The sequence below is a fragment of the Streptomyces sp. NPDC015345 genome, from assembly GCF_043078805.1.
Classification (GTDB): domain Bacteria; phylum Actinomycetota; class Actinomycetes; order Streptomycetales; family Streptomycetaceae; genus Streptomyces.
In genome coordinates this window covers 935,117-961,246 of record NZ_JBIBTX010000001.1, presented here as the reverse complement: position 1 = coordinate 961,246, position 26,130 = coordinate 935,117, and the positions used below count along the sequence as shown (strand labels likewise).

Annotated in this window: 24 protein-coding genes and 2 tRNA genes; 21 read left to right on the top strand and 5 right to left on the bottom strand. The window is 72.2% G+C overall.

Going from position 1 to position 26,130, the window contains the following annotated elements; genetic code table 11:
- The first annotated feature begins 10 nt into the window (after positions 1-10).
- The 4 genes from ACF062_RS04390 (at position 11) to ACF062_RS04375 (ending at position 3,724) form a co-directional block, all read left to right on the top strand.
- Positions 11-490, top strand: a complete 480-nt coding sequence (locus tag ACF062_RS04390; protein WP_392136523.1) for a hypothetical protein — start codon at positions 11-13, stop codon at positions 488-490.
- Between the two features lie 102 nt (positions 491-592).
- Positions 593-1,885, top strand: coding sequence for a glutamate-5-semialdehyde dehydrogenase (locus ACF062_RS04385; protein WP_392135478.1), 1,293 nt, complete (start codon positions 593-595; stop codon positions 1,883-1,885).
- A 93-nt stretch (positions 1,886-1,978) separates the two neighbouring features.
- Entirely contained in the window at positions 1,979-2,587 is a 609-nt protein-coding gene (locus ACF062_RS04380; RefSeq protein WP_392135475.1) for a hypothetical protein, read from the top strand.
- A 66-nt stretch (positions 2,588-2,653) separates the two neighbouring features.
- Positions 2,654-3,724, top strand: a complete 1,071-nt coding sequence (locus ACF062_RS04375) for a hypothetical protein (protein WP_392135472.1) — start codon at positions 2,654-2,656, stop codon at positions 3,722-3,724.
- A gap of 22 nt (positions 3,725-3,746) precedes the next feature.
- Here ACF062_RS04375 and ACF062_RS04370 read toward each other — a convergent pair whose 3' ends face one another.
- Positions 3,747-4,829: a M48 family metallopeptidase gene (locus tag ACF062_RS04370; RefSeq protein ID WP_392135469.1), complete on the bottom strand. Its 1,083-nt coding sequence runs from the start codon at positions 4,827-4,829 to the stop codon at positions 3,747-3,749.
- A gap of 99 nt (positions 4,830-4,928) precedes the next feature.
- Here ACF062_RS04370 and ACF062_RS04365 point away from each other — a divergent pair, with 99 nt between their 5' ends.
- The 9 genes from ACF062_RS04365 (at position 4,929) to ACF062_RS04325 (ending at position 9,731) form a co-directional block, all read left to right on the top strand.
- A complete protein-coding gene (locus tag ACF062_RS04365) occupies positions 4,929-5,153 on the top strand; it encodes a hypothetical protein (RefSeq protein ID WP_223779376.1) in 225 nt (74 codons plus the stop codon).
- Between the two features lie 86 nt (positions 5,154-5,239).
- Positions 5,240-5,404: a hypothetical protein gene (locus ACF062_RS04360; RefSeq protein WP_392135466.1), complete on the top strand. Its 165-nt coding sequence runs from the start codon at positions 5,240-5,242 to the stop codon at positions 5,402-5,404.
- A gap of 54 nt (positions 5,405-5,458) precedes the next feature.
- Complete coding sequence (nadD, locus tag ACF062_RS04355; protein WP_223774615.1) at positions 5,459-6,109, top strand: nicotinate-nucleotide adenylyltransferase; 651 nt, start codon at positions 5,459-5,461, stop codon at positions 6,107-6,109.
- Between the two features lie 16 nt (positions 6,110-6,125).
- Positions 6,126-7,763: an LCP family protein gene (locus tag ACF062_RS04350; protein ID WP_392135463.1), complete on the top strand. Its 1,638-nt coding sequence runs from the start codon at positions 6,126-6,128 to the stop codon at positions 7,761-7,763.
- A 99-nt stretch (positions 7,764-7,862) separates the two neighbouring features.
- A complete protein-coding gene (rsfS, locus tag ACF062_RS04345) occupies positions 7,863-8,306 on the top strand; it encodes a ribosome silencing factor (protein ID WP_223774614.1) in 444 nt (147 codons plus the stop codon).
- Entirely contained in the window at positions 8,303-8,944 is a 642-nt protein-coding gene (locus tag ACF062_RS04340) for a histidine phosphatase family protein (protein ID WP_356573305.1), read from the top strand. Before rsfS ends, ACF062_RS04340 begins: the two co-directional genes overlap by 4 nt.
- A 104-nt stretch (positions 8,945-9,048) precedes the next feature.
- Positions 9,049-9,121 (top strand) — tRNA-Ala (locus tag ACF062_RS04335).
- A 190-nt stretch (positions 9,122-9,311) separates the two neighbouring features.
- Positions 9,312-9,494 carry a hypothetical protein gene (locus tag ACF062_RS04330; protein WP_392135459.1) on the top strand — a complete coding sequence of 61 codons (183 nt, stop codon included), beginning with the start codon at positions 9,312-9,314 and terminating at the stop codon, positions 9,492-9,494.
- 3 nt (positions 9,495-9,497) lie between these two features.
- Complete coding sequence (locus ACF062_RS04325; RefSeq protein WP_223774611.1) at positions 9,498-9,731, top strand: hypothetical protein; 234 nt, start codon at positions 9,498-9,500, stop codon at positions 9,729-9,731.
- Here ACF062_RS04325 and ACF062_RS04320 read toward each other — a convergent pair.
- Positions 9,700-10,914 carry a glycosyltransferase 87 family protein gene (locus ACF062_RS04320; RefSeq protein WP_392135456.1) on the bottom strand — a complete coding sequence of 405 codons (1,215 nt, stop codon included), beginning with the start codon at positions 10,912-10,914 and terminating at the stop codon, positions 9,700-9,702. The genes ACF062_RS04325 and ACF062_RS04320 overlap by 32 nt on opposite strands.
- Positions 10,915-11,037: 123 nt before the next feature.
- Between ACF062_RS04320 and ACF062_RS04315 the strand changes: the two genes are divergently transcribed.
- Positions 11,038-11,110, top strand: a tRNA-Ala gene (locus ACF062_RS04315).
- 60 nt (positions 11,111-11,170) lie between these two features.
- Here the strand turns inward: ACF062_RS04315 and ACF062_RS04310 are convergent.
- The gene (locus tag ACF062_RS04310) at positions 11,171-12,763 is read right to left on the bottom strand and encodes an NADH-ubiquinone oxidoreductase-F iron-sulfur binding region domain-containing protein (protein WP_392135453.1); all 1,593 of its coding nucleotides are present in this window, start codon (positions 12,761-12,763) and stop codon (positions 11,171-11,173) included.
- The gene (locus ACF062_RS04305) at positions 12,760-13,905 is read right to left on the bottom strand and encodes a cytochrome b/b6 domain-containing protein (protein ID WP_392135450.1); all 1,146 of its coding nucleotides are present in this window, start codon (positions 13,903-13,905) and stop codon (positions 12,760-12,762) included. The genes ACF062_RS04310 and ACF062_RS04305 overlap by 4 nt, the downstream gene beginning before the upstream one ends.
- A gap of 418 nt (positions 13,906-14,323) precedes the next feature.
- On the opposite strand from ACF062_RS04305, the gene leuS reads away from it, so the two are divergent.
- The 6 genes from leuS (at position 14,324) to ACF062_RS04275 (ending at position 24,328) form a co-directional block, all read left to right on the top strand.
- On the top strand, positions 14,324-17,224 hold the full coding sequence (gene leuS, locus ACF062_RS04300) for a leucine--tRNA ligase (protein WP_392135448.1): 2,901 nt from the start codon (positions 14,324-14,326) through the stop codon (positions 17,222-17,224).
- Between the two features lie 198 nt (positions 17,225-17,422).
- A complete protein-coding gene (locus tag ACF062_RS04295; protein ID WP_392135446.1) occupies positions 17,423-18,157 on the top strand; it encodes an SPOR domain-containing protein in 735 nt (244 codons plus the stop codon).
- A gap of 126 nt (positions 18,158-18,283) precedes the next feature.
- On the top strand, positions 18,284-19,129 hold the full coding sequence (locus ACF062_RS04290; RefSeq protein ID WP_392135444.1) for a DegV family protein: 846 nt from the start codon (positions 18,284-18,286) through the stop codon (positions 19,127-19,129).
- A 395-nt stretch (positions 19,130-19,524) separates the two neighbouring features.
- Positions 19,525-20,610, top strand: coding sequence for a helix-hairpin-helix domain-containing protein (locus ACF062_RS04285; RefSeq protein WP_392135442.1), 1,086 nt, complete (start codon positions 19,525-19,527; stop codon positions 20,608-20,610).
- Positions 20,607-23,264: a ComEC/Rec2 family competence protein gene (locus tag ACF062_RS04280; protein ID WP_392135439.1), complete on the top strand. Its 2,658-nt coding sequence runs from the start codon at positions 20,607-20,609 to the stop codon at positions 23,262-23,264. The genes ACF062_RS04285 and ACF062_RS04280 overlap by 4 nt, the downstream gene beginning before the upstream one ends.
- Before the next feature lie 182 nt (positions 23,265-23,446).
- Positions 23,447-24,328: a YceI family protein gene (locus tag ACF062_RS04275; RefSeq protein WP_392135436.1), complete on the top strand. Its 882-nt coding sequence runs from the start codon at positions 23,447-23,449 to the stop codon at positions 24,326-24,328.
- A 400-nt stretch (positions 24,329-24,728) separates the two neighbouring features.
- Here the strand turns inward: ACF062_RS04275 and ACF062_RS04270 are convergent, their stop codons facing one another.
- The gene (locus tag ACF062_RS04270) at positions 24,729-24,974 is read right to left on the bottom strand and encodes a hypothetical protein (protein WP_223774602.1); all 246 of its coding nucleotides are present in this window, start codon (positions 24,972-24,974) and stop codon (positions 24,729-24,731) included.
- 97 nt (positions 24,975-25,071) lie between these two features.
- On the opposite strand from ACF062_RS04270, the gene holA reads away from it, so the two are divergent.
- A complete protein-coding gene (gene holA / locus ACF062_RS04265; protein WP_392135433.1) occupies positions 25,072-26,067 on the top strand; it encodes a DNA polymerase III subunit delta in 996 nt (331 codons plus the stop codon).
- Positions 26,068-26,130: the final 63 nt, after the last annotated feature.

Genomic DNA, 26,130 nt, shown 5'->3' with positions numbered 1-26,130 from the left:
CGTGAGACGAGTGCGCCCAGGGGCGGCGTCCCGCGGCTCGGCTGAGCGGGCGCTGACGAGCGTCGCCGCGGGGGAGGCGTACGAGAGCGAGGCGCACGCCGGGCACGGGAGCCAGGCGCGCGAGAGCGCCGAGGGCGAGACGCTACAGGCGCCCCGCCTGTGGCACGTCACCCTGAGCGTCTCGGGCGCGGAGGCCCCGCTGAAGGAGCTCAGGCGCGGCCTCGAACAGCTCGCCCACGACCATCCCTTTCTCCTCACCAGCCGGTACGCCCCCGACCACGCCGAGATCCGCTACTGGGAAGAGGCCCGCGATCTGCACGACGCCGCCGCGGTCGCGCTGCGGCTGTGGGGCGAGCACCGGCAGAGCGCGCAGCTGCCGCCGTGGGAGATCGTGGGGCTCGAAGTGATCGACCGCGACACGTATCACCAGCGGATCGCGGAGGGGTACGGTCCGCTTCCGGCCACGCCGGTGGGCGTACACCCGTTCTGATCCGGCGCTCGTTTTGAGCCGTCGTCTTACGGCCGCCGCCGCGTGGTCTCGGGGACTGGAACACAGGGCGGATGCCCCGGGCGCGGGGATTACCCTGCGAGCATGACGTCGCTCTCTCCCGTCTCGCCCTACGACAACCTCTCGCCGGTCGCCCAGGCCGCCTACCGCGCCCGCGGCGCCTCCGCCACGCTCGCGCCGCTGCCGCGCGCAGCCAAGGACGACGCGCTGCTCGCGATCGCCGACGCCCTGGAGGTGCGGACCGCCGAGATCGTCGAGGCCAACGCCAAGGACATCGAGCGCGCCCGGGAGGCCGGGACCAGCGAGGGGATCATCGACCGGCTCACCCTCACCCCCGAGCGGGTCCGCGCCATCGCCGGCGACGTGCGCGACGTGGCGGCCCTGCCCGACCCGGTGGGCGAGGTCGTCCGCGGCTCCACGCTCCCCAACGGCATCGACCTGCGCCAGGTCCGCGTCCCCCTCGGCGTCGTCGGGATCATCTACGAGGCCCGGCCGAACGTCACCGTGGACGCGGCCGCCCTCTGCCTGAAGTCCGGCAACGCCGTCCTGCTGCGGGGCTCGTCATCGGCGTACGAATCGAACACGGCGCTCGTGCGCGTCCTGCGCGACGCGGTGCACGGCGCCGGCCTGCCCGCGGACGCCGTGCAGCTCGTGCCGGGCGAGAGCCGGGACTCCGTACGCGAGCTGATGCGCGCCCGCGGCCTCGTCGACGTGCTCATCCCGCGCGGCGGCGCCTCGCTGATCAAGACCGTCGTCGAGGAGTCCACCGTCCCGGTCATCGAGACCGGCACCGGCAACTGCCACGTGTACGTCGACGCCGCCGCCGACATCGACATGGCCGTCGACATCCTGATCAACTCCAAGGCGCAGCGGCCCAGCGTCTGCAACGCCGCCGAGACGCTGCTCGTCCACCGGGACATCGCCGACGCGTTCCTGCCGCGCGCCCTGGACGCCCTCGCGGAGGCCGGGGTGACCGTGCACGCCGACGAGCGCGTGCTCACCTATGGGGACGGCTCCAAGGCCACCGTCGTGCCCGCGACGACCGAGGACTGGGAGACCGAGTACCTCAGTCACGACATCGCGGCCGCCGTCGTCGACACCCTGGAGCAGGCCGTCGAGCACATCCGGCTGTGGACCTCCGGGCACACGGAGGCCATCGTCACCACCTCGCAGCAGGCCGCGCGCCGCTTCACGCAGCTCGTGGACTCCACGACCGTCGCCGTGAACGCCTCGACGCGTTTCACCGACGGCGGGCAGTTCGGCTTCGGCGCGGAGATCGGCATCTCCACGCAGAAGCTGCACGCCCGGGGCCCGATGGGGCTGCCCGAACTGACGTCGACCAAGTACATCGTGACGGGCGACGGCCACGTGCGGTGACGTCCGGCCGGTGACATCCGGCCGGTGACACCCACGGTGTCTAATTCCCTTACGGTCTGCCCAAATTGCCCCTCCCAGGTCTACGCTGGGAGGGTGCCGGAGGACGTGGGGGGCACGCCGTCGTTCCCTGACGGCTGGGAGCCCGACGACGACCGCGACCGCGGAGGTGCGGACGAAGAGTTCGCCTCCGTGGTCTTCGACGAGGATTTCGTACGGGCCGCCGACATACACGAACCATCCGCCGTGGAGCGGCTGTTGGCCGCGGCGCAGGCGCGCGCGGAGGCCTCCGAGGCCGAGGCCCGCCGGGCCCGTACCCGCCGCGTCCGCGACGCGGGCGACGACGACTTCCCCGACGACGGCTTCGGCCCCGACGGCAGCGGCGAGTTCGGCCACGACGACTTCGACGACGCCTACGACCACGACGCCCCGGACGGGGGCTACGGCCGCCCCGGACGCCACCCCGGCCGCGCCCGCTGGCACCGCCCCGTGGCCTGGATGCTCGCCCTCCTGATGGGCATCGGCATGGTCGCCCTCGCCTTCACCGCCGTCTACCGCGGCGCCTCCTCCGGCCGCCAGGACCGCGTGCCCGCGCCCGCCTCCACGGAGGTGGACCAGGGCGCCGACAAGGAGGCCCCGGCCGGCCCCTCCGCCTCCGCCGAATTCGGCCGCCCCGCCGCTTCCGCGGTGCCGCGAACACCGTGAGGAGTTGGCGGAACTTGACATGTACCAGGGCGTTTACCCGACCGCCCGGAGACCTACTCTGAAGGTATGGGCGAGCCAGGAGACCCACCCCCGGGGACACCCGAGGGCGGCCCCAGCGGTGGTGAGGACGAGTACCGATCCGTTGTCTTCGACGAGTCGTTCGTGCGCGCTGCCCGCCTCCAGGAGTTCTCCGCACAGGAGCGCCTGAGCGACCACGCGCCGGCCGTGCGCCGCCGCCCCGCCCTGCACCGTGGCCTGTCCCGCCAGGCCCTGCTGCTCGTCGTACTGATCGCCCTGGCCTTCGGCACGGCGATCTACATGGGTGTACGGCACCCGTACCCCACCCCACAGGCCAAACGTCCCGAGCCGCTGCGGATGACGGTGATCCCGCTCGCCCCGCACGGCGCCGTGCCCGGCGCCGCGAAGGCCGCCGACCTGTACGCGCACAGCCCCGCCGCGCAGTTCCGGGTGGGCGCCGATGGCATCAATCTGCCGGCCGTGCGGCGCACCTCGCACTTCTCGGACACCCAGGTCATGGCCGCCGTGACCACAGCCAGGGACTACCTCGTCGAATCCTCGCTCGACCCGGACACGCTCACCGGCGGCTCGCCGGGCGCCGTGCGGCTGCTGCTCGATCCCGAGCAGTTCGACCAGTTCGACCGGAGCTTCGCGCACCCCGCCGCCGACGAGCGGCACGCTCCCATCGGCTGGCTGGTGCGGTTCGACCCGGCCAAGGCCGCGCTCGCCGATCAGCGGGCCAGGGTCGAGGGGACCCTGCGGGTCGCCGAGGCGGACCGGAACACCCTGGAGGTCACCTCGAACCACACGTTTGTGTACGCGCTGCGAGCGGCCCGCGAGGACGGCGGCAAGGTGTCCCTGTTCACCGTCCGCCGCGAGCTGCGGTTCCGCTTCGACCGCGACGACCTGCGGATGCACCGCGCCGAGCTGCTGGTCTCCGCGGCCCAGGCCGGGCCGCTCAGCTGCGGGGACGACACGGCCGACCATCTGCGGCCGCTGCTCGCGGGGCAGCGGGCGAAGGCGGGCGGCCCGGCCGGCACCGACCCCTACGAGACGGGGAGGGCGACGGCGCTCTGCGGCTCGCTGGCGGCTTCGGCCCAGCCTTCGCCGCCGCTCTGAGGGACGCCTTCGCGCTGGGGGGTCACTTGTCCCCGGAGGTGTCGCCGCCGCCCTGCCCCGTGAACTTCCCGCGCAGCTTGCCGCCCAGGTCGCCCGCGCCGCCCGCGATGTCGCTGACCAGCTTCATCAGCGGGTCCTTGCTGTTGCGTACGTCGTCCGCGTACGCCGAGGCCGACTGCCGGAAGGAGTCGGAGACCGAGGTGTCCTTGTCCTCGTCACGGCGCGGATAGTGGCCGTCCATGATCCGCTGGAAGTCGCGGGTCTGTGCCCACTTCTTCAGCTCGGCGGCGCGGACGGTGGCGAAGGGATGCGTGCGCGGCAGCACGTTCATGATCTTCAGGACCGAGTCGCGCAGGTCGCCCCCGGCCTCGTACTCCTCGGCCTGCTCCAGGAACGCGTCCACGTTCATCTCGTGCAGGTGGTTGCCGCCCGCGAGCTTCATCAGGCCCCGCATCGAGGCATTCAGGTCCTGGCCGACCAGCAGGCCGGCCCGGTCCGCCGACAGCTCCGACTTGCGGAACCACTCGCGCAGGGCCGTCACGATCGCCATGATCGCGACATTGCCCAGCGGGATCCACGCGACCTTCAGCGCGAGGTTCGTGAGGAACAGCAGGATCGTGCGGTAGACGGAGTGGCCGGAGAGGGCGTGCCCCACCTCGTGGCCGACGACCGCCCGCATCTCCTCCTCGTCGAGCAGCTCGACCAGGCCCGTGGTCACGACGATGATCGGCTCGTCGAGGCCGATGCACATCGCGTTCGGGTTCGGGTCCTGGTTGACGTACATCGGCGGGACCTTCTCCAGGTCCAGGATGTAGCAGGCGTCCCGCAGCATGGTGTTGAGGTGCGCGAACTGCACGTCGGAGACCCGCACGGAGTCCGACAGGAACAGCAGCCGCAGGCTGCGCTCGGGCAGCAGGCCGCTGAGCGCCTTGAAGACCGTGTCGAACCCGCTGAGCCTGCGCAGGGCCACCAGGGCCGAGCGGTCCGCCGGATGCTCGTAGGCCCGCGAGGAGATGCCGGGGAAGCGCCGGCGCTGCCGGCTCGGGACGCGCTCGTGCCCCGTCCCGTCCCCGCCGCCGCTGTCGTCGTGGTTGTCGTCGGTCATGCCGATTCCCCCATGTCTGGTCCTCTCGTGCCCCCGAGGTGGGGTCCAGCCTAGGCGGAGATACCGTGACAGGGCAGCACACAGAAGGAGTCGTCCGTCATGGAGCACAACGCTGGGGCCGTCTGGCTCACGGAGGCGGCCAAGGCCGCGGAGCGGCAGGGACCCGGCAATCTGCTGCGGGTCGTGCTGATCGTCATGGTCGTCGGGTGCGTCCTGGTGGGCTGGTTCCTGCTGCGCGGGTACCGCCGCGACGGTGACGAGGACCAGCGGGGCGGCGGCGCCGGCGACCACCGGGGCGGCGACGACGAGGGCCGCAAGGGCTGAGTCGGCGTGAGCCGGGGCCCGGGCCCCGCTTACGATGGCCCGGAAGTCTTTACGTCCATCCCACCCCCGGATAGGTCCTGCCTGAGATGAGCCTCCACAGCACCGCCGCCCAGCTGGTCACTCTCGCCTCCGAGGGCGGCGAGCACGGCGGCAACCACGAAAGCCTCAGCCCGCTCTTCATCGGTGGCGGCGCGTTCGTCGCCCTCATGCTGCTTCTGTGGATCACCACCCGCTTCAACCGGGATCGCTAGCAACCGTCGGGACCGGAGCAGGGCCCCTCGACCGGGCCGGTAGGGTCTGCACGCATGGGAGAGCAGGACATGCCTACCGGTCCGGAGATCTTTCCGGGGACCGGTCCGGTGAGCAACGGCAAGCGCCGCCTCGGCGTCATGGGCGGAACGTTTGATCCGATCCACCACGGACACCTCGTGGCGGCCAGTGAGGTCGCCGCGCAATTCCACCTCGACGAGGTGGTGTTCGTGCCGACCGGACAGCCGTGGCAGAAGAGCGACAAGCGGGTGTCCCCGGCCGAGGACCGCTATTTGATGACGGTCATCGCGACCGCCGAGAACCCGCAGTTCTCGGTGAGCCGCATCGACATCGACCGCGGCGGCGCGACGTACACCACGGACACGCTGCGCGACCTGCGTGCCCTCAACCCCGACACGGACCTCTTCTTCATCACGGGCGCCGACGCCCTCGGCCAGATCCTCACCTGGCGGGACACGGAAGAGCTGTTCTCCCTCGCGCACTTCATCGGGGTCACCCGGCCCGGCCACACGCTGGCCGACCCCGGACTCCCCAAGGGCGGTGTCTCCCTGGTGGAGGTCCCGGCCCTCGCCATCTCGTCCACGGACTGCCGCGCGCGGGTCGCCAAGGGCGATCCCGTCTGGTACCTGGTGCCGGACGGTGTGGTGCGTTATATCGACAAGCGCGAGCTGTACCGCGGCGAATGAGCCGAGAGGGGCACCGGTGAACGACCGACAGTACGACCCTTATGCGGGCAGTGACCCGTATGCGGGCGAGTACGTGGGTGAGTACGCGGCCGACCAGTACGCCGAGCAGTACCAGGTCGTCGGGTACGACGAGTACGGGCAGCCGGTGTATCAGTTGGTGCAGCAGCAGCCTCAGGTGCCTCAGCAGTACCAGGGGTACGGGTACGACCCGTATGCCGGTGGGCAGCCGCAGGCTTACGACACCGCCTGGATCCCTCAGCAGCAGCAACCGCAGCAGCCGCAGCCCCAGCAGCAACCGCAGCACGAGCAGCAGCCCCAGCCGCAGCGGGAGCCTGGGCGCCCTCAGCCCGGACCCGAGCCGGAGCGTGCGCCGCGTGCGCCGGAGCCCGAGTACAAGACCGAGCAGTTCTCGTTCATCGAGGAGCCGGACGAGGACTCCGAAGACGTCATCGACTGGCTGAAGTTCACCGAGAGCCGCACCGAGCGGCGCGAGGAGGCCAAGCGGCGCGGGCGCTCCCGCGTCGTCGCGCTCGTCGTGGTCCTCGCCCTGGTGATCGCGGGCGGCGTCGGCTACCTGTGGTTCGCGGGCAAGCTGCCCGGCCAGTCCGACGGCGCGGGCGGCGCGGCCGACGCGACGGGACCGCAGAAGCGCGACGTCATCGTCGTCCACCTGCACGACACCAAGGGCGGCGGCACCTCCACCGCCCTGCTGGTGAACAACGCCACCACCGGGCAGGGCACCACTGTCCTGCTGCCGAACTCCCTCGCCGTGTCGGACGACGAGGGCGGCGCGACGACGCTCGGCAAGTCCGTCGACGACGACGGCACGACCGGCACCCGCGAGTCGATCGACACCGCCCTCGGCACCGAGGTCGAGGGCACCTGGCGCCTTGACACCCCCTTCCTGGACAACCTCGTCGAGCTCGTCGGCAACATCGACGTCGACACGGACGCCGACGTGCCCGACCCGAAGGCGAAGAAGAAGGGTGAAGCGCCCCTGGTGAAGAAGGGCGAGCAGCAGACCCTCAGCGGCGAGATGGCCGTCGCGTACGCCACCTACCGCGCGCCCGGCGAGGACGAGAGCGCGCAGCTGGACCGCTTCGGCCAGGTCATGCAGGGCATCCTGCGCAAGTTCTCGTCCGACCCGCAGGGGGCCACGACCACCGTGGAGTCGCTCGCCCAGGTCCTCGACCCCTCGCTCCGGGAGAAGGACCTCGGCACCTTCCTCGCCAAGCTCGCCGACCGCGCGAAGAGCGGCGACTACAAGACGACGCTGCTGCCGGTGCGGCCGGACGGCACCCTGTCCGAGAAGGCCGGCGACACCGTGGTCAAGGAGGTCCTCGGCGGCGTTGTGAAGAGCCCGGAGAAGGGCGCGGCCCTGCGGGTCGGCGTCAAGAACGCCTCCGGTTCGAAGGAGGCGGCCCAGGAGGCCCGGGTCTCCCTGGTCAACGGCGGCTACGCCTTCGTCGACGGCGGCGCGGGCTCCGCGGCCCTTCCCACCTCGCGGATCACCTACGCCGACGAGGCCGACAAGGCACGGGCCACCGAGGTCGCCAAGACCCTCGGCCTGCCGACGAGCGTGGTCCGCAAGGGCGCCACGGCACCCAACGCGGACGTGTCCGTGGTCCTCGGCCAGGACTACACGGCGGGGTGAGGAAGGGGCCCGCGGAGGCGGTGACGTAATCGTCTGGGGCGGGGACGGCGGTCCGTGAGACCCTTGGGGTGTCTTGACCATCTGAAGGAAAGCTCACCAGTGACCGCCACGGACCGCTCCATCGAGCTCATCAACGTCGCCGCCCAGGCGGCTGCCGACAAGCTCGCGCACGACATCATCGCGTACGACGTCAGCGACGTGCTGTCGATCACGGACGCGTTCCTGCTCGCCTCCGCACCCAACGACCGCCAGGTCAAGTCCATCGTCGACGAGATCGAGGAGCAGCTGAACAAGCAGCTCGGCACCAAGCCGGTCCGTCGCGAGGGCGACCGCGACGCCCGCTGGATCCTCCTCGACTACGTCGACATCGTGGTCCACGTCCAGCACAGCGAGGAGCGGGTCTTCTACGCCCTCGAGCGCCTGTGGAAGGACTGCCCCGAGATCGACCTGCCGGAGGAGGCCAAGGCGACCCGCGGCAAGGGCGCCGAGCACGCCGAGCAGCTGGCCACCGAGGAGGCTGACCTGGACGGTGAGCTTCGGTGAGCAACCGCGGCTGCCGGATCATCCTGTGGCGCCACGGCCAGACGGCCTGGAATCTGGAGCGCCGCTTCCAGGGCTCCACGGACATCGAGCTGACCGAGACGGGCGTCGGCCAGGCCCGGCGCGCCGCCCGGCTGCTCGCCTCCCTGAAGCCGGACGCGATCGTCGCCTCCGACCTCAAGCGGGCGGCGGCCACGGCGGCCGAGCTGGCCGCCGTCACCGGCCTCCCCGTCACGTACGAGGAGGGGCTCAGGGAGACGTACGCCGGCCAATGGCAGGGCCTGACGCACGACGAGATCATCGCCCGCTTCGGTGAGCAGTACGCCGCGTGGAAGCGCGGCGAAGCGGTGCGCCGCGGCGGCGGTGAGCTGGAGACCGAGGTCGCCGACCGCGCCGCTCCCGTCGTGCTGCGGCACGCCGAGAAGCTGCCCGACGACGGCACGCTGGTGGTGGTCAGCCACGGCGGCACCATCCGCACCACGATCGGTCGCCTCCTCGGCCTGGACGCCCACCACTGGGAGGGGCTCGGCGGTCTCTCCAACTGCTGCTGGTCGGTCCTCGGCCAGGGCGCGCGCGGCTGGCGCCTGCTGGAGCACAACGCCGGTACGCTGCCGGAGCCGGTGCTCGGCGACGACGACTGAGCGCCCCGGAGCCGCTCCCGGGGGCGGCCGGACCCGGATTTCACATTCCGGCTGGTCGCAGGCTAAAGTTCTTCTTGTTCGCCCGCCGAGCGGGAAGAACGCAAGGGGCTATAGCTCAGTTGGTAGAGCGCCTGCATGGCATGCAGGAGGTCAGGAGTTCAATTCTCCTTAGCTCCACAGTCCCGGAAATCCCGTCCCCATCAGGGGGCGGGATTTTCTTTTGCCGGGGTGCGAGGGGGCGCGTGCGGGGGCGTGCGCCGGCCGTCGTGTCCGGACCGGAACGAATGCGTCGCTGACCGGGCCGCTCGGGCCGTGGCAGAATCGGACGGCCGGAAGGGGAACGCAGCCCGACGGGAGGGAGAGCGTGATGCCTGCGAGCATCCTCGGAGAGGTCGACCGCTTCTTCGACGCGGCGGCGACACGAGAACCACACGCTCTCCGTACGCTCCTCAACTGCCCTTCCTGCGGCTCCGTCCATGTCGCCCAAGTACTCGGCGACAACGGCGGAGTCAGTTATGTCTGCACCGCCTGCGGCCACAGCTGGAGCTGATCGATGGGGGCACACAGGCGGAAATGCGACTGGTGCGACAGTGGCACGCCGATCGTCCGCGACATGGAACCGGTCAACAACGAGTACCAGTACTGGTGCGAGGAATGCGCACGGGCGCTGATCATAAAAGGCGACCCCATCGAGACCTACCGCGAGCTCGAAGGGGAGCCGATCTACGGCCGGTTGCTCGACGAGCACTGCACCCTCAAGCGGTTCTACTCGTTCGCCACCGCCTGACACCGGCCAGCAGAAACGCCCAAGCGGTCACTACGTAGAGGGCGGACAGCGTCATCTGGCCATAGTTCTGGTCGAGTTCGAGCCGTCCCGCCCCATGGGGCACCCACCACAGGGCGTACGAGCAGAAGACCAGGGACGCGGCCCCGGCCACCGCCCACCGGACCCGGCCGCCCAGGCGGGCCGCCTCGGTCCCCAGGGCCAGCACCATCGGCACACACCACACCCAGTGGTGCGACCACGACACCGGGCTCACCAGAAGCGCCGTCGCCGCGCAGCAGAGCGCGGCCCGCGCCCGCTCCCCGCGCAGCGCGGCGGCCACCGCGGCGGCGAGACCGAGCGCGCAGGTCACCGCCGCCGACACCGCCCACCAGGCCCCGGGCTCCGCGGTGTGCAGAAGCCGGGCGAGAACGCCCCGCAGGGACTGGTTGGCGGTGTCCTCCACCAGCCCGACCCGGCCCGCCTCGAAGACCATCCGGGTCCAGAACCGCCACGAGTCGTAGGGCAGGACGGCGGCCGCGAGGAGCGTCGCGGCGGTGAACGAGACGGCGGCCACGCACGCGTGCCGCACGGCGGGCCGCCACACCCCGTGCCGCAGGGCCTCGGCGGCGCCGGTCAGCAGCAGGAACACCGCGAAGAGCGCGGGCGTGAGCTTGATCGCCGCGGCGACGCCGATGCCGAGGCCCGCCCAGCGGTGGCCGGGGTGCCGTGACAGGTCCCACAGGACGAGCACGGCGAGCAGCAGGTTGATCTGTCCGTAGCGCAGCGTCGTCCACACCGGCTCGCACCAGACGGCGAGCGCGGACACCCACAAGGCGCTCTCCACGCGCGCGTGCCGCGCTTCGCCGATGAGCCGCAGGGACAGCGCCACGAAGACGATCAGCAGGAGAAGGTTTCCCAGCGTCGCGAGCATGCGCATGTCCGGGGTCTCCAGCAGCGTCAGCGGGGTGAACAGGAGCGCGGCGAACGGTGGGTAGGTCGTCGGGAGATGGGCTTCGGTGGTGCGCAGTGCGTAGAGGTCGCCGCCCGCGCGCACGGTCTCGCCCTCGGCGCGGTAGACCATCAGGTCGATCATCGAGACGTCGGCGGCGCGCTGCGCGCACCAGAAGGCCGTGAAGGAGAGCAGGCAGGCCCCGGCGGCCAGGGGCACGCGGCGGCGGGCGGCGGCGAACGCGATCACGGTCACGGAGGCTGACAGTACCGGCCGAATCGGGCTGTATCGCCCCAGACCGGAAACGATTTGGTGGAGCACGGGGGTAACCGTGTAATGTTTGGGGAGTCGCCGGGGGAACCGGGCGGGCATAAGCAAGGGGCTATAGCTCAGTTGGTAGAGCGCCTGCATGGCATGCAGGAGGTCAGGAGTTCAATTCTCCTTAGCTCCACAGGAGATGAGCGGGCCACCCGGATCGGGTGGCCCGCTTTTCGCTGTCCCGCGTTGCTGCTTACTGTCGGCCGCTGCCGAGTGCCCTGCGGCCCCGGCCCGGTGGCAGCGCGGCGGGCAGCGCGGGACGGATCACGGACGCCGCCTTCGGGTCCTCCTCGATGCGCAGGGCGAGCGCCGGACAGCGGCGCACGGCACGAGAGGCACGCGCTTCGGAGTAGCGCGGTACGGAGGCCTCCGCAACGGAGGGAAAACCGTCCGGACCCAGCTGGATCAGCTCAGGGACGATGTCCGCGCACAGCCCGTGGCCCTGGCACAGGGTCCAGTCCACGGCCAGCCTGCGGCCGCTCGGCGCCTGCGCCGGGGGTGCCTCCGCCTGGAGGGGCAGGACCCCCTCGACAGGACGGCCGCAGCCGCCGCCTAGGACGTGCGCCGCGAGATCGTCCGTGAACGCCGAGATCGTGGACTCCAGGAAGGCCGCCGAGCCGTCCGGATGCTTGCAGGCGCCGCGCCGCTTCACGGCCCGCGTCACCTCGCGCAGCGCTTCGAGGGCGGTCGGGCCGCCGCCCTGGAGGACGTCCGCGAGGCCACGGGCCGCCGCGGGGAGGCCGAGATAGCAGGGGCCGCACTGCCCGGAGCTCTCCGCGGCCAGCCAGTGCGCGACGCGCAGCGACTCCCCGAGCGGGCAGGTGCCCTCACCGATCGGCAGGACCGCGCCCGCTCCGAGTGCGCCGCCGCAGGCCTCCAGGGCGGCACGGGAGATGACCGCGTCGTGCGCCGTCACGCCGTCGAGCCACTTGCCGTGGTAGCCGCCCGTCAGGACGCCCTGGGGGAGCGCGGGGGCGCCGGCGAGCTGGAGGACGTAGCGCAGGGGCACTCCGGTGGGGACCTCGACGACCATCGGCCGGGCGACGGCTCCGGAGAGGGTCAGCAGGACCGTGCCGGGCTCCTCGCGCAGCCCGGTGCGGCAGTAGCGGTCGGCGCCGATCCGCGCGGCGACGGCGAGCTGGGCGAAGGTCTCCGCGTTCGACAGCAGCGTGGGCGCGCCGCCCACCCCGTGGTCGGACGAGCGCGACTTGCGGCCCGGTGGCAGCGGGGGGCCGCCGTCCGCGGAGCGGACCAGGGCGGAGGACTCCCCGGTGACCATGCGCACCGGGTTGCGCTGCACGCGCGCGCGAAGGGCCGATCCGCGCCGGTTGCCGAGGCCCCGCTCGGCGAGGGCGGTGCGCATCGAGGCCTCGGTGGAGTCGCGCGTCACGCCGATGACGAGGGTGCGGGCGCCGAGCGCCTCGGCGGCGAGCAGGGCGCCGTCCAGGATGAGGTGCGGGGCGCGGTTGATCAGGACGGTGTCCTTGCGGCAGGCCGGTTCGTCCTCGCTGCCGTTGACGACCACCACGGGGCGTACCCCTCGGCGTATCGCCGCGTCGGCGACGGCCCGCAGCTTCCGGTCGAACGGGAAGCCCGCGCCGCCCCGGCCGCGCAGCGCGATCTGCTCGGCGAGGCGGGCGAGCGGCTCGCCCGCCATGGGTTCGAGCGGGCCGTGCACCTTCAGGTGCATGGCGAGATCGAGGCGTTCGACCAGGTCGAAGCCCGAGGTGAGCAGGGGGAGCCCGACGACGCGGACTTCGGGGACGTCGGGCAGTGACGCGTTCACGGGTGGCCTCCGGTGGCGGCGTTCCAGGGCTCGCCCGAGCTGGGGGCCTGGAAGGGCCGGGGCAGCGGTTCGGTGGCGTGGCCGCTGTCGTACGCGGGGTCGTGGGCGGGTTCGTAGGAGCGGTCGTGCGTGGACTCGTACACCGGGGTGTGGGCCGGTTCGTACGTCGGCATGGGGGCCGGTTCGTACGCCGGGGTGCAGAGGGGCTGTGAAGCGGTGTCGTACGTGGGTCGGGGTGCTACGTAGGGGGCTTCGGCGGGCGGGGGCGGGGAAGGGGTGGGCCAGCGGTCCGTGGGCTCGGCGCGGGGCGGAGGGCCTGTCGGGCGCGGGGGCTGGGGCGGCGTGGGGGTCAGTGCGCGGTAGGCCGCCCAGATGCCGGCGGTCGGGCCGGGGGCGGGCGCGGTGTCGGCCGCCGTACCGGGGAGCGGGGCGGAGGCGGTGTCCCGCGCGCGTGGGTGGCCACGGCGCGAGGTCCCAGGCTCCGGTTCGAGCAGGGCCAGGACGCGGGCGGCGACCTTCCGCTTGACTGGGGGCGGTGCCGCGCGCAGGGCGACGGCCCCGGCGACCCCGAGCAGGCACAGGGCGTACAGGGCGGTCACCCACGGCTTCGGCGGCCGGCCCGCGTACAGGCCGTGGATCAGCGCCGCGCACCAGGCGGGGTAGGCGAGCATGTGCAGCGCGCGCCAGCGGGAGGCGATCCGGGCGGGGGAGGCGAAGGCGCTGCGCAGGGCGCCGGTGACGCTCGTGGCGACCATGAGGAGGCCCGCGAGCGAGCCGAGGCCGATGAGCCCCGCGCTGCCGCTCACGCCGAGCCCAAAGGGCACGAGGGCGCCGAGGAGCGACACATGGTCGAGGGCGATCTTGACGGTGCCGTGCAGCAGCAGGAAGCCGACGGAGGCGACCGCCGTGGCGCGGTGCACGGCCTGGGCGAGCAGCCGCTGGCGCGAGCGCAGGAAGAGGCGGTCGGTGGCGACCAGGCCCCAGAGGACGGCGGCGGTGAGGGAGACCAGGCACAGGACACCGGTGGTGAAGTCCAGGGCGGCCCGGAAGCCGTCGCTGCCCGCGACGACGAGCAGGGGTATCAGGAGCAGAGCTCCGGCGCCGAGCAACCGGCTCTGGCGATGGGGGTGCAGAGGGTTCATGGGGCGGCTCCGAAATGGTTCGGTCCCGCCGCATGCTAAGTCGCTCCATACCGGTGAGTACGGGGTTTGAGTTATTGCGTTGTTATCAAAGTGCCATGTGCTCTTGGTGTTGCCCCGATAGTGGGCGGTACGCGGAGTAACCCTTGGCCAAGGGCCGTCGGCGGGAGTCCAGGAGCCGCGCATGGCACCCCGCACACAAGCTCGTCGCGGGCCACATGGGCGCTGCGGTACCCTGACGCCATGCGTGCCGTACGCCTTCTGCTTAGCGGGCCGCGCTGATCAGTCCCGACCGCCGGTGAAATGCGGTCGGAATCGGCGCGGCGTCCCCTCCTGTGCGAGGGGCATTTTTGTTTGACCGGGACTGCGACCAGAACGGTCAATTCCGCAGGCAGAGACGATCGATGGAGCTTTGAGGATCATGAGCGAGACGAATTCTGCTGCCGCCTCCGAGGTGGCCGCGCCGCACCGCTATACGGCCGCTCTGGCCGCTGACATCGAGGCACGCTGGCAGGACTTCTGGGACGCCGAGGGCACCTACGAGGCGCCGAACCCGAGCGGCGACATGGCGGCGCGGGACGAGGCCGAGGCGGCGCTGGCCGCCAAGCCCAAGAAGTTCATCATGGACATGTTCCCGTACCCCTCCGGAGCGGGCCTGCATGTCGGCCACCCCCTGGGCTACATCGCCACGGACGTCTTCGCGCGCTTCCAGCGCATGACCGGCCACAACGTCCTGCACACCCTGGGCTTCGACGCCTTCGGCCTGCCCGCCGAGCAGTACGCCGTGCAGACGGGCACCCACCCGCGGGTCTCCACCGAGGCCAACATCGAGAACATGAAGGCCCAGCTGCGCGCCCTGGGTCTGGGCCACGACAAGCGGCGTTCGTTCGCGACGATCGACCCCGAGTACTACAAGTGGACCCAGTGGATCTTCGTCCAGATCTTCAACTCCTGGTACGACGCCGACGCCGGGAAGGCCCGTCCCATCGCCGACCTGGTCGCGCAGTTCGCCAGCGGTGACCGTGCCGTACCGGGCTCCACGCGCGCGTGGAGCGAGCTGAACGCCGCCGAGCGCGCGGACGTCCTGAGCCAGTACCGCCTGGCGTACGCCTCGGACGCGCCGGTCAACTGGTGCCCCGGCCTGGGCACCGTCCTGGCCAACGAGGAGGTCACCGCCGACGGCCGCTCCGAGCGCGGCAACTTCCCCGTCTTCAAGGCCAAGCTGCGCCAGTGGAACATGCGCATCACCGCCTACGCCGACCGTCTGCTGGACGACCTGGACGCGCTGGACTGGCCCGAGGCCATCAAGCTGCAGCAGCGCAACTGGATCGGCCGCTCCGAAGGCGCCCGCGTGAACTTCCCCGTGGGCACCGAAGGCGACGCGATCACCGTCTTCACCACCCGCCAGGACACCTTGTTCGGCGCGACCTACATGGTTCTGGCGCCCGAGCACGAGCTGGTCGACAAGGTCGTCCCCGAGGCCTGGCCCGAGGGCACCCACGAGGTGTGGACCGGCGGCCACGCCACGCCCGCCGAGGCCGTCGCCAAGTACCGCGCCTTCGCCGCGTCGAAGTCCGACGTCGAGCGGCAGGCGGACGCCAAGGAGAAGACCGGCGTCTTCACCGGCGTCTACGCCACCAACCCGGTCAGCGGCGAGCAGGTCCCCGTCTTCATCGCCGACTACGTCCTGATGGGCTATGGCACCGGCGCGATCATGGCCGTCCCGGCGCACGACAGCCGCGACTTCGCCTTCGCGCGCGCCTTCCACCTGCCGATGCGCTGCGTCGTCGAGCCGTCGGACGACCGCGGCACCGACACCACCACCTGGGACGACGCCTTCTCCTCGTACGAGGCGAAGCTGATCAACTCCTCGAACGAGGAAGTCTCCCTGGACGGCCTGGACGTCGCCGGCGCCAAGGCCCGCATCACCGGCTGGCTGGCCACGCGCGGCATCGGCGAGGGGACCGTCAGCTTCCGCCTGCGCGACTGGCTGTTCAGCCGCCAGCGCTACTGGGGCGAGCCCTTCCCGATCGTCTACGACGAGGACGGCATCGCCCACTCGCTGCCCGAGTCGATGCTGCCCCTGGAGCTGCCGGAGGTCGACGACTACTCCCCGCGCACCTTCGACCCGGACGACGCGAACACCTCTCCGGAGACGCCGCTGTCCCGCAACGAGGACTGGGTCAACGTCACCCTGGACCTGGGCGACGGCCCCAAGAAGTACCGCCGCGAGACCAACACGATGCCCAACTGGGCCGGTTCCTGCTGGTACGAGCTGCGCTACCTGGACCCGCGCAACGACCAGCAGCTGGTCGACCCCGCCGTCGAGCAGTACTGGATGGGCCCGCGCGAGGGCCAGCCGACGGGCGGCGTCGACCTGTACGTGGGCGGCGCCGAGCACGCGGTGCTGCACCTGCTGTACGCGCGCTTCTGGTCGAAGATCCTGTTCGACCTGGGGCACATCTCGTCCGCCGAGCCGTTCCACAAGCTGTACAACCAGGGCATGATCCAGGCCTACGTCTACCGGGACAGCCGCGGCTTCCCGGTGCCGGCGGCCGAGGTCGAGGAGCGCGACGGGAAGTTCTTCTTCGAGGGCGAGCCGGTCAAGCGCGAGCTGGGCAAGATGGGCAAGTCCCTGAAGAACGCCGTCACGCCGGACGAGATCTGCGACGAGTACGGCGCGGACACCCTGCGCCTGTACGAGATGGCGATGGGCCCCCTGGACGTGTCGCGCCCCTGGGACACCCGCGCGGTCGTCGGCCAGTACCGCCTGTTGCAGCGGCTGTGGCGGCTGATCGTCGACGAGTCGACCGGTGAGGCCACCGTCACGGACGTCGCCGAGGCCGACATCGACGAGGCCACCCTGCGCGCCCTGCACAAGGCGATCGACGGCGTGCGCCAGGACCTGGACGGTATGCGGTTCAACACCGCCATCGCCAAGATCACCGAGCTGAACAACCACCTGACGAAGGCCGCCGGACCGGTGCCTCGCTCCGTCGCCGAGCGGCTGGTGCTGCTGATCGCGCCGCTGGCCCCGCACGTCGCCGAAGAGCTGTGGCGCAAGCTGGGCCACACCGACTCGGTCGTCCACCAGGACTTCCCGGTCGCCGATCCGGCATTCGTCGTGGACGAGTCCGTGACCTGCGTCGTGCAGATCAAGGGCAAGGTCAAGGCGCGCCTGGAGGTCTCGCCGGCCATCTCCGACGAGGAGCTGGAGAAGGTCGCCCTGGCCGACGAGAAGGTCGTGGCCGCGCTGGACGGCGCGGGCATCCGCAAGGTGATCGTGCGGGCGCCGAAGCTGGTGAACATCGTTCCGGCGTAGCGGCGCGCGGAGATGTAGCCGGGTATGGGCGAGGTATAGGGGTCTTCCCTTACGGGCAGGTTGGGGGTTCCGATGGAACCTCCGGCCTGCCTTCTCCGTTTACGGTGGAAGGGACGTCGCTGGAGCGGGCCGGGCCGGACCGGGCTGGGTGTACTGGGCCGGAACCGAATTTGCTGGGCTGGACTGGAGAGGAGCGTCATGGAAGCCATGGGCGCAATCGTGGCGCTGCTCGTCGTGCTGTTCCTGGTGCTGGGGGTGTATGCCACGGTGAAGGTCGTCCGGGCGGCCAAGCGAGGCGTGGACCGCACCATCTCGGAGGCCCGCCGCACGGTGGAGGACACCACCTTGCGAGCGAAGAGCTTCGCCCAGGTCGGCACCGCCGGTGAACTGGCCCAGCTGCGGCTCAAGTTGCGCACGTCGATGCGGAGCACACAGGACGTCCTCCAGGCCGGGGTCGTCGAGGACACCTCCCTGAAGGAGAGCCTCGGCCTCTTCGACCGGCTCAGCGCCCATGGGCATGAGCTGGACGATGAGCTGCGGCGTCTGGAGCGGGACCCGGACAAGGCGTCCGTGGCCGAGCGCCTCCCCGAGCTGAAGGAGCGCACGGAGCACATCACCCAGGCGGCGGACTCGCTGCGGTGGGGGGCGCGCGACCGGGCCAGCCGGTTCGCGGGCGACGACCTGGAATCGCTCCGCACGCAGATCGACATGGAGGCGGGAGCACTGCGGCACTGGACGACACAACCGCGGCCGGAGGAGACTCCCGCGGCCTGGCCCGAGCCCGCCGCGGAGCCCGCGAAGGACACCGGGCAGACCTGGCCGGAGCCGTCCGCGCAGGCCTCCCAGGAGCCTACGCGGCCCGCGATCACGCCGCCCTCGGCGGCCCCCACGTATCCGTGGGAGAAGAAGGCCAAGCCCGAGAGCACGACCTGAGCCGCCCCCGTGACGCGGGGAACGCCGCAGGGACAAGGTGAGCCGGGCCAGCGGGGCGAGCCGGGTGATCTGGGCGAACAGGGGCCGGGCTGCCGTCCGGCGGCCCAGACAGGTAATCTCCAGCCCATGTCCCGCCATGTCGCGATCGTCACGGATTCAACGGCCTACCTGCCGCAGCGGACGATGGAGCGGCACGGCATCACCGCGGTGCCCCTGACCGTGGTCCTGGGGGACGAGGCGCTGGAGGAAGGCACCGAGATCTCGGCGCGCTCCCTCGCCCTGGCCCTGCAGAAGCGGAAGTCGGTGACCACGTCCCGGCCCAGCCCAGAGGTCTTCGCCGAGACGTACCGGAAGGTCGCGGAGGCGGGCGCCACGGCGATCGTCTCGCTGCACCTGTCCGCCGAGTTCTCCGGTACGTACGACGCCGCCGTCCTCGCGGCGAAGGACGCGCCGGTGCCGGTGCGGGTGGTGGACACCGGCATGGTCGCGATGGCCCTCGGTTTCTGCGCCCTGGCGGCGGCGGAGGCCTCGGAGGCGGGTGATTCGGCGGAAGAGGTCGTGGCGGCCGCCGAGAAGCGTGCCGCGGGGACGTCCGCTTACTTCTACGTCGACACCCTCGACTATCTGCGCAGGGGCGGCCGCATCGGCGCCGCGCAGGCGCTGTTGGGCTCCGCGCTCGCCGTGAAGCCGCTCCTGAAGCTGGACGGCGGCCGCATCGACATGCTGGAGAAGGTACGGACGGCGTCGAAGGCCATCGCCCGCCTGGAGGAGATCGTCGCCGAGCGGGCGGGCGCGGGCCAGGTGGACATCGCGGTGCATCATCTCGCGGCGCCGGAGCGGGCGGCCGCCCTCGCGGACCGGCTCCGGGAGCGGCTGCCGGGCCTTGAGGAGCTGCATGTCAGCGAGGTGGGCGCGGTGATCGGGGCGCATACGGGGCCTGGGCTGCTGGGGGTCGTGGTCTCGCCTCGGTGAGGGGCGGGTTCCCGGGGTCCCGGGGCGGTGGGGCGCCGGCGCGCCGCGGCCGGGTGTGGCTGCCGGGGAATTCCCACGTGCGGGTGACGGAGTTATCCACAACTGTCGGGTAGCCCACGGGAATTGACCAAGATCAACACGATGTCGCGAAGGTGCCTACCGTCGTCGACATGACCTCACTGCGTTCACCATCCCGGACAGTTTCCCCGACGAGTGGCCCCGGTCGCGGCCCCGCTTCGGACGGGCGTGCGCAGCACCGTCACGCCCTGAGGCGGGTCCGGCGCGGCCATGCCTCGGCGGAGGCGGTGCGGTTGCGGGCGCGGGCGCGGGCGCGTTCGAAGAATCTCTTCGCCGAGCCGCAGCTTCCGTCGGCTTTGTCACCGCCGTCGCATCTCATGGATTCGCCTCAGCATTCGGCTTCTTCGCTGCGGTTGGACGTGGCGGGGCCTGATGAGGGGCTGCTGCCGGGCGGCGGGGACAGCGGGGGCGGGGTTGCGGCGCGGGGGGCTGCGGCTGCGTCTTCGCCTGGTTGGGCGTGGCGGGAGGGGGCGGATGAGACCGGGTGGGGGCCTGGAGTGGAGAGAGGCCGGGCGGAGACCGGTGGGGCGGAGACCACTGGGGCGGGGCTGAGGCCCCTGGCGGCGGATGCTGGGGAGGGGGTGAGGCCCTTGGCGGAGGCCGCTGAGGCGGAGTCTGTCGTGGAGGGGAAGGCGCAGGGCGGGCCCGCGCGGCGGGAGCGGATGGGGCTCGCCGTGCGGGAGCGGCTGCCGGTGTGGTTCCAGGCGCGGTGCGGGCTGGAGCGGCGTGGGGTGGTCGCGCTCGTCGTGGTCCTCGCTGTCGCCGCCGTCTTCGCGGCGCAGCACTTCTGGACGGGGCGGGCGCGGCCGGTGCAGGCCCCGGACATCGTGCGCGAGGCGGGCGCCGCAGGGGGACGCGGTGCGGAGCCGGCTCCCTCGGCGGGTCCTCCGGCAGGGGCGGGGGCGGGGCGCTCCGCGGCTGCCGGCCGGGGCGGGGCGGACGCGGAGGCCGGTCCGGGCGGCAGGATCGTCGTGGACGTCAGCGGGAAGGTCCGCCGGCCCGGTGTCCACAGGCTGCCCGCGGGCTCCCGGGTGGCCGACGCGCTGCGGGCCGCGGGAGGGGCCCGGCCAGGCACCGACATGGGCGGTCTCAATCGCGCGCGGTTCCTGGTGGACGGTGAGCAGGTGGTGGTCGGCGAGCCGGCTCCGCCCCCTGGACACGGCGATGCCGGTGCCGTGCCGGGTGCCGGCCCGGCGGGGGCGGCTGCCGCGGGCCCGGTCGGGTTGAACACGGCGACCGCCGCGCAGCTCGACGAACTGCCGGGCGTCGGCCCGGTGCTGGCGCAGCACATCATCGACTACCGCACCGAGCACGGCGGTTTCCGCTCCGTCGAAGAGCTCCGCGAGGTCAATGGCATCGGGGACCGGCGTTTCGCCGATCTCCAGGACCTCGTACGGCCATGACGTCCGGGCCTCGGACCGAGGCGACGACGCGTGCGGCGGTGCACGTCGCGTCGGGTCACCGCCTCGGCGCCTCGCACCCCCGACAGGAGGGGCCGATCGACCTCCGTCTCGTACCGCCCGCGTTGGCGGCGTGGGCGGCGGCCGCGCTGCTGCTGGACGCCCCGCCCAGGTGGGCGGTGGCTACGGTGGCGGTCTGCGTGGCGGCGGCCGGTGCGCTGCTGGTGATGTGGACGGCTCAGGGGCGGCGGACCGGTCCGTCGAGGCGGCGACGTTCGTGGGGGCGGCTGGCGGTGGCCGCCTCGCTGCTCTGTGCCGCTGCCTCGGGGGGCTCCGCGGCGTTGCACGGGGCGGATCTGCACCGGGGCCCGGTCCCCGCCCTGGCGCGGGAGTACGCCCAGGTGGACGCGGAGTTGGTGGTCACTTCCGATCCCCGGCGCTCCCGGCCCCGCGTCGCGGGCGCGCACACGATGCCGCCCGGCGTCCTGCTGAACGCCGACGTCGTCCGCGTCACGAAGGGGGGCGGCGCGGCGACCGTGACGCGGGCCCCGGTCCTGGTCATCGTGCGGGGTGGGACCGCCGACTCCGCGAGGCCCCCGCGCCTCCCGGGCGGCCGAGGTGCCCCCGGGGGTCAAGGCGCCCCGGAACTGGCGTCGTTGGAGCCGGGAGCCGGGGCAGCCGCCGGAGCCGCCCGCTTCCGTCCCAAAGACCCCTGGCTCGCGCTGCTGCCCTCCACGCGGCTGCGGGTGGCCGCGCGGTTGGCGCCGCCGTTGGCGCAGGGGGGCAAGGTCGCGGCGGTGCTCCGGGTCTCGGGGGAGCGGCCACCGCACGTGGTCGGGCCGCCGTCCGGGGCGCAACGGCTCGCCGGGCGGTTGCGAGGCGGGTTGCGGGAGGCCGGCGATGGGCTGTCGGCCGATGCCCGCGCGCTGCTGCCGGGCCTGGTGGTCGGGGACACCTCGCGGGTGCCGGTCGAGTTGGAGCAGGCGTTCCGGGCGACCGACCTGACGCATTTGCTTGCCGTAAGTGGGGCGAACCTCACCATCGTGCTCGTCCTGCTCATCGGACCGCCGGGCACCGCCCAGCGGGTGGAACGGCGTGGGCTGGCCCCCAGATTGGGCATCCCGCTGCGCACCACCGCGCTGCTGGGCGGGCTGCTCACGCTCGGCTTCGTCATCGTCTGCCGGCCGGATCCGAGCGTGCTGCGGGCCGCGGCCTGCGGGCTGATCGCACTCCTCGCCATCGCCACCGGGCGGCGCAGGTCGCTGATTCCGGCGCTCGCCGCGGCCGTGCTGCTGCTCGTCCTGTACGACCCGTGGCTGAGCCGTAGTTACGGCTTCCTGCTCTCCGTCCTCGCCACCGGGGCCCTGCTCACCCTCGCGCCGCGCTGGAGTGCGGCGCTGCGGGGGCGCGGGATGCCACCGCGGCTCGCCGACGCACTGGCCGCGGCGGCCGCCGCACAGGCGGTGTGCGCACCCGTCGTCGCCGTCCTGGCCGCCCGGGTGAGTCTGGTCGCGGTGCCGTGCAACCTCTTGGCGGAGTTCGCCGTGGCGCCCGCCACCGTGCTCGGTTTCGCGGCGCTGGCCTGCGCGCCGGTGGCGATGCCGGTGGCCGAGGCGCTGGCCTGGGGTGCGAGTTGGCCCACGGAGTGGATCGCGGAGATCGCCCGCGCCGGGGCGGCCATGCCTGGCAGCGGGGTCGACTGGCCGGGCGGATGGCGCGGCGGGCTGCTGCTCGCGCTCGTCACGGTGGCGCTCGTCCTGGCAGGCCGCAGGCTCGCGCGGCACCCATGGCTCGCCACGGCCTGCGTGCTGCTCCTCCTCCTGGTGATCGTCCAACCACCGCCCCTCACCAGGGTGATCGCCGGGTGGCCGCCGCCGGGGTGGCGCATGGTCATGTGTGACGTGGGGCAGGGCGATGCCACGGTGCTGGCGGCGGGCGACGGCGCGGGCGTGGTCGTCGACGCGGGGCCCGACCCGGTGGCAGTCGACCGTTGCCTTCGTTCGCTCGGGATCACGCGTGTGCCCCTGGTGCTCCTGACCCATTTCCACGCCGACCACGTCGCGGGGCTGCCGGGTGTGCTGCGGGGGAGGCAGGTGGGAGGCATCCAGACGACGGGGTTCCAGGAGCCGCCGGAGCAGGCGGAGTTCGTACGGGAGCAGGCGGCGGCCGAGCGGGTTCCGGTGAGCCGGGCCGTGGCGGGGGAGCGGCGGCGCGCGACGGGCCTGGACTGGCAGGTGCTCTGGCCCCCGGCCGGATCGGCGCCGTTACCCGAGGGGCCGAACGACGCGAGCGTCACGCTGCTCGTGCGGGCCGGAGGGCTGACCCTGCTGCTCCTGGGAGACCTCGAACCACCGGCCCAGCGCGCCCTGCTGCGCACCCCGGCCGCCGCCTCGATCACCTCCGTGGACGTGCTCAAGGTGGCCCATCACGGCTCGGCCCATCAAGATCCGGAGCTGCTGCGCAGGACGGCGCCGAGGCTGGCGTTGATCTCTTGCGGTGCGCAGAACACGTACGGCCACCCCGCGCCCGTCACCGTCGCCGCGCTGCGCGCCGAAGGGGCGCGGGTGCTGCGCACGGACGTGGACGGCTCGATCGCGGTGGTGGGCGCGGGGCCGAGATCGTCCCCACGGCTGGAAGCCACCACTCGGCCTCCCTAGGCCCGGCTGCCCAAGGAAGGGGGGGCGGTGGCCGATCAATTCGGGTGAGTCGCGACACTTGCAGCGCATCGTCAGTATTCCCGCGATGTATGGCCGTGTTGCATCGAATGCCGCAACGGTGATCGAATACCCATTCACTGTGTTTTGCAGGTGTTGTCAAGTAATGCGGGGGTGTGTCGCGCGTGTTCGGCCGTTGGCTGGGAAACCGTACGAATCGGGTGGGACGGACGGGACCCTTGTCGGCGATCAGGGTGCCGCCGGACGCGGGAGTGCTCAGCTGCCGGGTGCTCGACCCCGTCAACGAGCCGGTGCGGCACGCGGAGTTCGCCGTCACCGACGCCATGGGGCGCAAGGTGGTCGGGGGCGGGACGGATCCCTACGGGGCGTTCGTCACGACCGTTCCGGCCGGGGACTACCGCCTCGTGGTCTCGGCGGAAGGGTTCACTCCATACCGGGGGAGCGCCACGGTCGGCCAGGACACGCACGCCTCGCTCGGCGATGTCACGCTCCAGGTCGCGCAGCCGCCGGTGCTGCCCGAGGCCGGTGACTGGGAGATCGACCCCCTGCACTCCTCCGTCGGCTTCACCGCGCGGCACATCGGGCTGGCCCGTATCCACGGCCGGTTCAACAGCTTCGCCGGAGCCATCCGGATGGGCGAGCGCATGGAGGAATCCGCGATGCACGTCGTCATCGACGCGGCCTCCATCGACACCGGGGTCCAGATGCGCGACGACCATCTGCGCTCCGGTGACTTCCTCGATGTGGGGCGCTTCCCGACGATGGAGTTCTACAGCGACCGTTTCGTGCACAAGGGCGGCAGCCGCTGGGCCGTCTCGGGCGGTCTGACGCTGCACGGCGTGACGCGGACGGTCACGCTGGACACCGAGTACCTCGGGGTCGGCCGAGGGCTGGAGGGCGAGACCCGCGCGGCCTGCCGCGCCACCACCGAACTGCACCGCGACGACTTCACGATCACCTGGCAGACGATGCTGGCGCGCGGCATAGCGGCCGTCGGGCACAGCATCACGATCGACCTCGACATCCAGGCCGTCCCCAAGAGCTGACCGCCGACGCGCGCGGCGCCCGGAGCGGCGGGGCTGCTGTCCGTTGCGGAGTGCCGCCGTGCCCGGCCCCGGGCCGCTGTCCGCTGTGGCGTGCCGGCTGGTGCTGTGTCTCGCCAGGCTGGTGCCGGCTACAGCAGAGCCCGCCGTGCCGCGCCAGCCGCTGCGGAGGGCCTGCGGGTGCCTGCGGTGTCCCGCCAGGCTGGTGCCGACTATGGGGTGCACCGTGATCCGCCAGGCCGGTGCGCTCCGTAGAGCCGCCATGCCCGGGCCAGGCCAGTGCCACTACAGAGCGTCCGCCCCGTCCCGCCGCGCGGCGCCGGGCTGCTGTTCGGTACGGAGCGCCGCCGGGCCGCGGCTCGCGACGAGGCGTCCGCCGCCTCGCCCCGCCAGACCGCCGGGCCTACGGAGCCTCCAGCCAGCCCTCGTAAGTGGCGGCCAGTTCGTCGAGTGCTGTTTGGTCCAGGCGGGACTCGGGGTCTTCGATCACGACCAGCCACTGGGCGTCCTCGGCGTCGTCCTCGCCGGCCAGCGCGTCCCGGACGAGCTGGGGTTCCTCGGCGACGCCGAAACGGTCGGGGAGTTCTGCGGCGACTTCCTCCGCGGCATCGCGGTCGGGCAGCACCAGGACATGTCGTACGTCGGTCACCCGCCCATTCTCCGGTATCGCGGTATCGGAGAGGGAGCCCGCCCGGGACCAGCCGCGCGGGAGGCGTTGTCAGTGGCGCGTGGGATGCTTGACCGCGATGGCCAGGAAGACAGATACCGCCGATTCGTCAGATCCGCTCGCTCCCCTCACGCTCGCCGTGGGGCAGGAGGATCTGCTCCTCGACCGCGCCGTGCAGCAGGTGGTCGCGGCCGCCCGCGCCGCCGACGCGGACACGGATGTGCGTGACCTCACCTCCGACCAGTTGCAGCCCGGCACGCTCGCCGAGCTCACCAGCCCCTCGCTCTTCGCCGAGCGCAAGGTCGTGATCGTGCGGAACGCGCAGGATCTGTCGGCGGACACGATCAAGGACGTGAAGGCGTATCTCGGGGCGCCCGCCGAGGAGATCACCCTCGTCCTGCTGCACGCGGGCGGCGCCAAGGGCAAGGCTCTGCTGGACGCGGCCCGCAAGGCCGGGGCGCGCGAGGTCGCCTGCCCCAAGATGACGAAGCCCGCCGACCGGCTCTCGTTCGTAAGGAGCGAGTTCCGTACGCTCGGCCGCTCGGCGACGTCCGAGGCGTGCCAGGCCCTGGTCGACTCGATCGGCAGCGATCTGCGTGAGCTCGCCTCCGCGGTGTCCCAGCTCGCGGCGGACGTCGAGGGCAAGATCGATGAGGTCGTCGTCGGGCGGTACTACACGGGCCGGGCGGAGGCCTCCAGCTTCAATGTCGCCGACCGGGCCGTGGAGGGGCGGGCCGCGGAGGCGCTCGAAGCGCTGCGGTGGTCTCTGTCGACCGGGGTTGCTCCCGTCATGATCACCAGTGCGCTCGCGCAGGGGGTTCGTGCCATCGGGAAGCTTTCGTCCGCGCGGGGGGGACGGCCTGCCGATCTTGCGCGGGAGCTGGGTATGCCGCCGTGGAAGATCGATCGTGTGCGGCAGCAGATGCGGGGGTGGACGCCGGATGGGGTTGCCGCGGCGTTGACCGCTGTTGCGGCGGCCGATGCGGGGGTCAAGGGTGGGGGCGATGATCCGGAGTATGCGTTGGAGAAGGCCGTGGTTGCCGTTTCGCGTGCGGCTCGGTCCGGGCGTCGCTGAGCGGCTCCGCCTCGGTTGGGTGGCCTGATATCCCTGCGGGTGGTTTGTGGCTGGGCGCGCAGT